Raw genomic sequence first — 5,937 nt, forward strand, 5'->3', positions numbered from 1 at the left:
AAGACAGGTTGACAACTTCCGGGCACCGCAGGCCGATGTGTCGAACCCAGGCGGATCCTGCCGGCGGGGGCCATCGACACAGCCATGGCCGGGCGGGGCCGCTCAGGCCCGGTCACAGCGAGAGGTTGTCCTTGACGACCTTGGCGAGGCGCTCCGCGGCCTGCCTGGCGTGCTCCTCGGTCTGCGCCTCCACCATCACGCGCACGAGGGGCTCGGTCCCCGACTTGCGCAGCAGCACCCGGCCCGAGCCCTGCAGCTCGTTCTCGACCTCGGCGACGGCGATCTTGACGGCGTCGTTGCGGTCCACGGCGTCCTTGTCGACGCCCTTGACGTTGACGAGGGTCTGCGGCAGGCGGGTCATGACGGAGGCGAGCTCGGCCAGCGAGCGCCCCGACTCGACGACCCGCGCCGCCAGCATGAGGGCGGTCAGGACCCCGTCACCCGTGGTGCCGTGGTCGAGCATGATCACGTGACCCGACTGCTCGCCACCGAGCGACAGGCCGTTGGCCCGCATGTCCTCCAGGACGTAGCGGTCGCCGACGCCGGTCTGGCGGATGGCCACGCCCTGGCGCTCCATCGCCTGCAGCAGGCCGAGGTTGCTCATGACCGTCACGACGAGGGTGTCGCCCGCCAGTCGTCCCTGCTCCTTGAGGGCCAGCGCAAGGATCGACATGATCTGGTCGCCGTCGACGACCGTGCCCTGCGCGTCGACCGCGAGGCACCGGTCAGCGTCGCCGTCCCAGGCGAAGCCGAGGTCGGCGCCGCGAGCGACGACCGCCTCGGACAGGCGGTCGAGGTGGGTGGAGCCGTAGCCGTCGTTGATGTTGAGGCCGTCCGGGGAAGCGCCGATCACGTCGACCGTGGCACCGGCCCGCTCGAACACCTCGGGACCGACCTGGCTGGCCGCGCCGTGCGCCGCGTCGACCACGAGGTGCAGGCCGTCCAGACGGGTCGGGACCGCCTCGAGCAGGTGCTCCATGTAGAAGTCGGCGCCCTGCGGGAACGGCCGGATGCGTCCGACCGCGGCACCGGTCGGACGCTCACCCGCGGACTGCTGCTCGGCGTCCAGGCGCTCGAGGATCTCGTCCTCCTGCGCGTCCGAGAGCTTGTGCCCGCCCTTGGCGAGGAACTTGATGCCGTTGTCGGGCATCGCGTTGTGCGAGGCCGACAGCACGGCGCCGATCGAGGCGTTCATGCGGGCCGTGAGATAGGCGATGGCCGGGGTGGGCAGCACGCCCGCGTCGAGGACGTCGACGCCCGCCGACGCGAGGCCCGCGCAGACCGCCGCACCCAGGAACTCGCCCGAGGCGCGGGGGTCGCGGCCGACGACCGCCACGGACCGCTGGCCACCGAAGGCACCCTTGTCGCCGAGCGTCCTCGCGGCCGCCACCGACAGGTGCAGGGCCAGGTCCGCGGTGATGTCCCGGTTGGCGAGGCCGCGGACGCCGTCCGTGCCGAAAAGTCGAGCCACAGGAGGCCTTTCGTCGTCGGGCCGCGCGAGGGCGGGCCCGGGTCAGCTGAGAGTGGTCTGCCCTCGACCGTACTACGCGAGGGGTCGACGGCGTCCGCATCGCCCCCGGCACGCCGAACGGCGGCCGCCCCGAGAGGGACGACCGCCGTTCGATGGCGCAGGGCCGGTGCGGCGCGGAATCAGATCAGCGCTTGGAGTACTGCGGAGCCTTGCGGGCCTTCTTGAGACCGGCCTTCTTGCGCTCGGGCACGCGGGCGTCGCGGGTGAGGAAGCCGGCCTTCTTGAGGGTCGGACGGTTCAGCTCCTCGTCGACACCGTTGAGCGAGCGGGCCACGCCGAGGCGGACCGCGCCGGCCTGGCCGGAGGGGCCACCGCCGTGGACGCGCACGAGCACGTCGTAGGCGCCGTCGAGCTCGAGCACCTTGAGGGGCTCGTTGACGATCTGCTGGTGCACCTTGTTGGGGAAGTACTCCTCCAGGGTGCGGCCGTTGATCCTCCACTCGCCGGTGCCGGGGACGATGCGCACGCGGGCGATGGCCTGCTTGCGACGACCGGTCGCCGCGCCGGGGGCGGAGGCGGAGGGCTTGCGGGCGGGCTCGACCGCGGTCGAGGACTCGCTGGTGTACTCGGTGAGCTCGGGCTCGTCGGTGTCGAGAACGTTCTCGACGTCGATGCTGGTGTCAGCCACGTTGTTTCCTTAAATCTCTACGGCAGCGTCGCGCGAGGCGGATTACTGCGCGACCTGGGTGATCTCGAAGGGGACAGGCTGCTGGGCCTGGTGCGGGTGCTTGTCGCCGGTGTAGACCTTGAGCTTGGTCAGCTGCTGGCGGGCCAGCGAGTTCTTCGGCAGCATGCCGCGGATGGCCTTCTCGACGGCCCGGGTGGGGTCCTTGTCGAGCAGCTCGGCGTAGCTCTGGCTCTTCAGACCACCCGGGTAGCCGGAGTGGCGGTAGGCCCGCTTCTTCTCGAGCTTGGCGCCGGTGAGGGCGACCTTCTCGGCGTTGATGATGATGACGAAGTCGCCCATGTCCACGTGGGGGGCGAAGGTCGCCTTGTGCTTGCCACGCAGGAGCGTGGCGGCCTGGACGGCCAGACGGCCGAGCACGACGTCGGTCGCGTCGATCACGTGCCAGGTGCGAGTGACCTCGCCCGGCTTCGGGGTGTACGTACGCACGGTGTTTCTGCCTTACGTTCGATGAGTGTCTATCGGCGGTATGCCGTGAGCTCCCGGCCACCTGCGCTGGGGTGCATGCCCGCAGAGGGCACACGGCACAACAGTCCTCAAGTCTACCGGCTGCCCGGTGCGACCCCAAACGGTGGCGCGGCACCCGTCGTACGGCCCCTGACCTGGGAGGACAGTGGTCAACGGTGTTTGTGCAAAACTATTGTGCAAACAGACTGTGCAAAGCTATTGTGCACGTATGACGATCCCGCCGCCCCCTCCCCCGCTGTCATCGGTCCGGCTCACCGCCACGGCAGTCAAGGTCCTCGCGCACCCGCTGCGATCGCGGCTGGTGGGGGCACTGCGACGCGAGGGCCCTTCGACCGCAACGGCGCTCGCCAAGGTGATGGGCACCAACAGCGGCGCGACGTCATACCACCTCCGCAAGCTCGAGGAGGTCGGTCTCGTGACCGAGGTGGGCGACCGGCAGGGCCGACGCCGTCTCTGGGCCGCGTCCGCCGACCTGACCATGGTCAACCCCAGCGAGTTCCTCGACGACGAGGACGCCGACACGGCGCTCGGGTGGCTGGAGCGTGACTGGCTGCAGCACTTCCACGACAAGTTCGGGGCGTGGCTGGACGCCCGCCACCGCTGGCCCGCCTCCTGGCAGGACGCCGCCTCCATGAACGACACCATGCTCGTCGTCACCGACGCCCAGCTGGCCGAGCTGCGGGACAAGGTCTCAGAGCTGGCCGACTCCTACCGCACGGCCGGGCAGGGCAACCCCGAGGCCAAGCGGGTCTCCTTCTACTACGTCGCCTACCCGATCGACCTCGACAAGACCCCTCGTCGCCGCTGACCCCCACCCGCCGACCGGTCACGTCCCGACACCCCACCACCGCCGACCGCTCACGTCCCGACACCCCACCACCGCCGACCGGTCACTTCCCGACACCCCACCCGTCGAGAACTGACCAATCGGCGTAGGAGCCGTCATGCCCACCCTCTCCCCCCGCACCGTCTTCCTGACCCTCAGCGCGACCCGGTGGGCGCCGGCGGGGCTCGTCGTGGGCCTGTTCGCGCTCGTAGCCCGGGAGCGCGGCCTGACCGTCGCCGAGACGCTCTCCTACGTCTCCTTCCAGGGCGTCGCCGTCATCCTGCTCGAGCTGCCCTCGTCCGGCCTCGCAGATGCGCTTGGCCGCCGGCCCCTCCTGCTCGTCGCCGGGGTCGTCAACGTCATCGCGGCCGTCGCCTACCTGCTGGCGGACAGCTTCTGGGCCTTCGCGGTGGCCGCCGCCCTGATGGGGGTCTATCGCGCGCTCGACTCCGGCCCGCTCGAGGCGTGGTACGTCGATGCCGTCCACGAGACCGACCCCGACGCCGAGGTGGCCGGTGACCTCGGCGCGCAGGGCACCATCCTCGGGATCACCATCGCCGGCGGTTCTGTCCTGTCGGGCGCCCTGGTGGCCTGGCACCCCTGGCGTGACCACAGCGCCCTGCTCCTCCCGCTGGTCCTCTATGCCGTCCTCTGCGTGGCGCACCTCGTGGCGACGGCGGCGCTGCTCCGCGAGCGGCCACGAGGCGTCGCGGGCATGGTCGGTTCGGTCCATCCACCCTCCCCTCACCGTGCGGCGCTGCGTCAGGTCGCCGCCTCGCTGCGCGAGACCCCAGCCGTGATCGCGGACAGCGTCCGGCTCGTCGTCCACAACCGGGTGCTGGCCGGGATCGTCGCCGTCGAGATTGGTTGGTGCGCAGCGCTGGTCGTCTTCGAGACGCTCCTCAGCCTGCGCCTGTCCGAGCAGCTGGGTGGGGCGGCCGCGGCGGGTCGATGGATCGGACCGGTGTCGGCGGCCGGTTGGGCGGTGTTCGCCGTGGGCTCGTCCCTGGCCGGGCGGCTCCACCGACGCATAGGGGTGGCGCGCACGGCCATCCTCGCCCGGGTGCTCAACGGTCTGGGTGCGCTCGTGATGGGGCTGGCCGCTGGACCCGTCGCCCTGGTCGCGGCCTACCTGTTCACCTACGGCCTGCACGGCGCCGCGGGCGTCGCCCACAACGCGCTGCTGCACCGCGAGGCCACCTCCGCCAACCGCGCGACTGTGCTGTCGCTGAACTCCCTGGTCTTCTTCGCGGCGGCCGCTGCCTGGTCACCGGTGCTGGGCCTCGTGGCCGGCCGGACGAGCATCGCGACCGCCATGGTCGTCGGTGGCCTCGTCTCGGTCCTCGGCCTGCTCGGCTACCTCCCTGCGGCGAGGAAGGAGGGACGACGGACCCACCCCGTCAGGGCACGGCCACCCCGCGCGCAGAGGTGAGCAGGGCGTACCACTGCTGCCGGCTCAGCTCCTCGGCCACGCGTCGGGCGCCCGCGCAGGCGGCGATGCGGCCCGGGTCGGTGCTGCCCACCACGGGCGCGATGCGGGCGGGGTGCTTCATGAGCCAGCCGAGCACGATCTCCTCCCGGGTTGCCTGGAGCTCGTCCGCCAGCCTCTGCACGAGCCGGGCGGTGCGCCGGTCGCCGCCGTCGGAGTCCTCGGGCAGACGACCCGAGTAGCGGCCCTGCGCCAGGCTCCCCCACGCCTGGACCTGCACGCCGTGCTCCTGGCAGTGCTCGAGCGTGCCCTCGGGGAAGGGCGCTGAGGTGGACGACCCCGTGTTGACGCAGATCCCCTCCTCCACGAATCCCCGGTGGTGCAGGGACAGCTCGAGCTGGTTGACGGCGATGGGCAGGTCCAGGTGCCGCTGCAGGGAGCGCATCTGGGCCGCCGAGAAGTTGGAGACGCCGACGGCGCCCACCAGGCCGTCGGCGACGAGCCCGTGCAACGCGTCGGCTGCCTCCTGCGGCACCATCAGCGGGTCCGGCCGGTGGAGCAGCAGGGTGTCGACGTGGTCCACGCCCAGTCGCTCGAGGCACGCGAGGGTCCGGGTGCGGATGGCCTGGGCGGACAGGTCGTAGTGCCCGACCACTTCGTCCGACGGCAACGTGATCCCCACCTTGGTCTGCAGGCGGATCCGATCCCGCAGCCCGGGGTGTCGGCGCAGCACCAGCCCGAACGCCCGCTCGGCCTTGCCGCGCCGATAGATGTCGGCGTGGTCGAAGGTCGTCATACCCGCGTCCAGCGCGGCCAGCACGGCCCGCTCCGCCGCGTCGACCGCCTCGGGGGTGACCTCCTCGCCGTCCCAGTCGCCACCCAGACCCATGCATCCGTAGACCAGCTCGTTCATGAGCTCAGTCTCGCCGGTCTGGCAGCCCGGTGCACGGGCTGCCGGACCGCGGGCCCGACCCGGAGCGGTGGACCGACCACGCGCG

The 5,937-nt window shown here is 71.5% G+C and carries 6 protein-coding genes; 2 read left to right on the top strand and 4 right to left on the bottom strand.

Annotation, left to right across the window (positions count from 1 at the left end; all coding sequences use genetic code 11):
- Positions 1 to 112: 112 nt before the first annotated feature.
- From glmM to rplM, 3 genes are all read right to left on the bottom strand, one after another.
- Positions 113 to 1,471: a phosphoglucosamine mutase gene (glmM, locus tag B2P18_RS17780; RefSeq protein WP_019286316.1), complete on the bottom strand. Its 1,359-nt coding sequence runs from the start codon at positions 1,469 to 1,471 to the stop codon at positions 113 to 115.
- Positions 1,472 to 1,655: 184 nt separating this feature from the next.
- Positions 1,656 to 2,159 (bottom strand): 30S ribosomal protein S9, encoded by a 504-nt coding sequence (rpsI, locus tag B2P18_RS17785; RefSeq protein WP_286961793.1) that lies wholly within the window; start codon positions 2,157 to 2,159, stop codon positions 1,656 to 1,658.
- Between the two features lie 42 nt (positions 2,160 to 2,201).
- Entirely contained in the window at positions 2,202 to 2,645 is a 444-nt protein-coding gene (rplM, locus tag B2P18_RS17790) for a 50S ribosomal protein L13 (RefSeq protein WP_019286318.1), read from the bottom strand.
- A 247-nt stretch (positions 2,646 to 2,892) separates the two neighbouring features.
- Here rplM and B2P18_RS17795 point away from each other — a divergent pair, with 247 nt between their 5' ends.
- Positions 2,893 to 3,492, top strand: coding sequence for a winged helix-turn-helix domain-containing protein (locus B2P18_RS17795; protein WP_286961795.1), 600 nt, complete (start codon positions 2,893 to 2,895; stop codon positions 3,490 to 3,492).
- Positions 3,493 to 3,628: 136 nt separating this feature from the next.
- Entirely contained in the window at positions 3,629 to 4,942 is a 1,314-nt protein-coding gene (locus B2P18_RS17800) for an MFS transporter (protein WP_286958241.1), read from the top strand.
- Here B2P18_RS17800 and B2P18_RS17805 read toward each other — a convergent pair.
- Positions 4,911 to 5,852, bottom strand: coding sequence for an aldo/keto reductase (locus B2P18_RS17805; protein ID WP_286961796.1), 942 nt, complete (start codon positions 5,850 to 5,852; stop codon positions 4,911 to 4,913). The genes B2P18_RS17800 and B2P18_RS17805 overlap by 32 nt on opposite strands.
- Positions 5,853 to 5,937: the final 85 nt, after the last annotated feature.

The organism is Arsenicicoccus sp. UBA2120 (assembly GCF_002330965.1).
GTDB lineage: Bacteria > Actinomycetota > Actinomycetes > Actinomycetales > Dermatophilaceae > Arsenicicoccus > Arsenicicoccus bolidensis.

Bases quoted from the DNA above. Each gene is read 5' to 3' on its own strand.
- B2P18_RS17795 (WP_286961795.1), top strand. From the start codon at position 2,893: ATGACGATCCCGCCGCCCCCTCCCCCGCTGTCATCGGTCCGGCTCACC.
- B2P18_RS17800 (WP_286958241.1), top strand. From the start codon at position 3,629: ATGCCCACCCTCTCCCCCCGCACCGTCTTCCTGACCCTCAGCGCGACC.
- B2P18_RS17805 (WP_286961796.1), bottom strand. From the start codon at position 5,852: ATGAACGAGCTGGTCTACGGATGCATGGGTCTGGGTGGCGACTGGGAC.